This is a genomic window from Moraxella sp. RCAD0137, assembly GCF_002894025.1.
GTDB classification, from domain to species: domain Bacteria; phylum Pseudomonadota; class Gammaproteobacteria; order Pseudomonadales; family Moraxellaceae; genus Moraxella; species Moraxella porci.
Genome location: NZ_LTCC01000024.1, coordinates 1 through 1,776 on the forward strand (window position 1 = coordinate 1; position 1,776 = coordinate 1,776).

Sequence of the window (1,776 nt, forward strand, 5' to 3'; positions counted from 1 at the left end):
CCTTAAGATTAAGATGGTATTCTATCACAAGTCTGATTTTATGATAAAATAAAGCTGCTGAATTTGGGTGTATTTGTAGTAAATCAGCTGCCGAATGAGCAGTAACTTCAAGTACAAAAAATTCAAGCAGTCTTTTTTGTACTTTTTTACTTAGTTTACAATGGGTTATCTTCATAAAACTAGTATAACATGAGAGTTATTCTAGTACAGCCCCAAGTTTATTATCGCCAACTTATCAATGAAATAAAAGTCACATCTATGTCAAAATCACTTATAACCGCACTCATTGTTGTCGCGCTTGATGCGATTGGTTTGGGATTAATCATGCCGGTGGTTCCGGCTTTATTAAATGAATTTGTACCGGCAGAGCAAACAGCATTTCACTATGGTGTTTTTTTATCGCTTTATGCGTTTATGCAGGTCTTTTGCGCGCCCGTTTTAGGGCGGTTATCTGACCGCTATGGACGGCGGATTATTTTGCTGGTTTCATTTTTAGGTGCCACGATTGATTATAGCATAATGGCGGCAGCGCCTGTTTTATGGGTGCTTTATATCGGCCGGATTATCTCAGGTGTTACCGGAGCAACTGGTGCAATCGCGGCATCAATTATCGCTGATACAACTAAACAGGAAGAACGTGCGCGTTGGTTTGGTTTTATGGGGGCGTGTTTTGGTGCAGGTATAATTGCAGGGCCTGCTATTGGCGGTGTTCTTGGTGATATATCTGTGCATGCGCCCTTTGTGGCAGGGGCTCTTCTCAATGCAATTGCCTTTTGTTTGGTGGCTTTCTTGTTGCCCAAAACGCCGTCACAACCGCCTGAAGGACAGCCAGCCAAAATCAATTTGTTTGAAGGCTTTCGCTTCAATTTTGCAGTTCAGGGACTTGCCAGCTTTTTTGCGTTGTTTTTTCTTATGCAGCTGATTGGGCAGGCGCCCGCCGCTTTGTGGGTGATTTATGGCGAACAGCGCTTGAATTGGGATATTGGCACAGCAGGTGTGTCGCTGGCCGTTTTTGGTGCAGCACATACATTCGTACAAGCTGTTTTAACCGGCACTCTTTCAAAGCGACTGGGTGACCGCGGTGTGTTGCTGCTTGGAATGGGCGCTGATATGTGCGGGTTTTTATTGCTGGCTTTTATCACGCAAAGCTGGATGGTTCTGCCGGCAATTTTTATGCTGGCCACAGGCGGCATTGGTATGCCTGCTTTGCAGGCCATTATTTCAGGTCTTGTTTGCGATGAAAAACAAGGTGCTTTACAGGGAACTTTAACGGGGTTGACGAATATAACCTCGATTATCGGGCCGGTCGGATTTACGACGCTTTATGGCTTAACCGCGGGGCAGTGGGATGGTTGGGTTTGGCTCGTCGCAGCAAGCCTTTATCTTATTGCTATACCATTATTGCGCCAGTCAGCCAGTTTATTGCGATCTTAAAATCTTGGCGGGAGATCAAGCAATCCCGCCAATAAAACCGCTGAGTTCATCAAGACGCACCATTGCCATGCGCATGGTGCCACGGCAATTTTGAGCTTTGCAGCGTGCGCGTCGTTCAACTTCGTCCAAATATAATTGCTCGTGTCCTCGAATTGAGCTGATCATTGCCTTATTGATATAAACAAGGCGGTTACATTTCTTGCAGGTCATTTCTAATCTTTGATGGTCTGCAAGATCACTGGCTTTATAGCGGGTTTTCCAGTTTCCGGGTGGGGATGCCATTTTCATCACCAGAAGTCTTCAGGTGAGGGAATACGGACATAGCTGATTTTACCGCCCACA

2 protein-coding genes and 1 pseudogene are annotated in these 1,776 nt (G+C 45.4%); 1 reads left to right on the forward strand and 2 read right to left on the reverse strand.

The genetic code is table 11. The annotated features are described in order from the left end of the window. A pseudogene (locus tag AZ602_RS09645) lies at window positions 1–175 on the reverse strand (IS1595 family transposase); the annotation flags it as partial. Window positions 176–258: 83 nt separating this feature from the next. On the opposite strand from AZ602_RS09645, the gene tet(Y) reads away from it, so the two are divergent. Next, window positions 259–1,434: a tetracycline efflux MFS transporter Tet(Y) gene (tet(Y), locus tag AZ602_RS09650; RefSeq protein ID WP_103034716.1), complete on the forward strand. Its 1,176-nt coding sequence runs from the start codon at window positions 259–261 to the stop codon at window positions 1,432–1,434. 15 nt (window positions 1,435–1,449) lie between these two features. On the opposite strand, the gene AZ602_RS09655 is transcribed toward tet(Y), so the two are convergent. Beyond that, entirely contained in the window at window positions 1,450–1,722 is a 273-nt protein-coding gene (locus AZ602_RS09655; protein WP_208536440.1) for a hypothetical protein, read from the reverse strand. Window positions 1,723–1,776 lie beyond the last annotated feature (54 nt).

Bases quoted from the DNA above. Each gene is read 5' to 3' on its own strand.
- AZ602_RS09655 (WP_208536440.1), bottom strand. From the start codon at position 1,722: ATGAAAATGGCATCCCCACCCGGAAACTGGAAAACCCGCTATAAAGCC.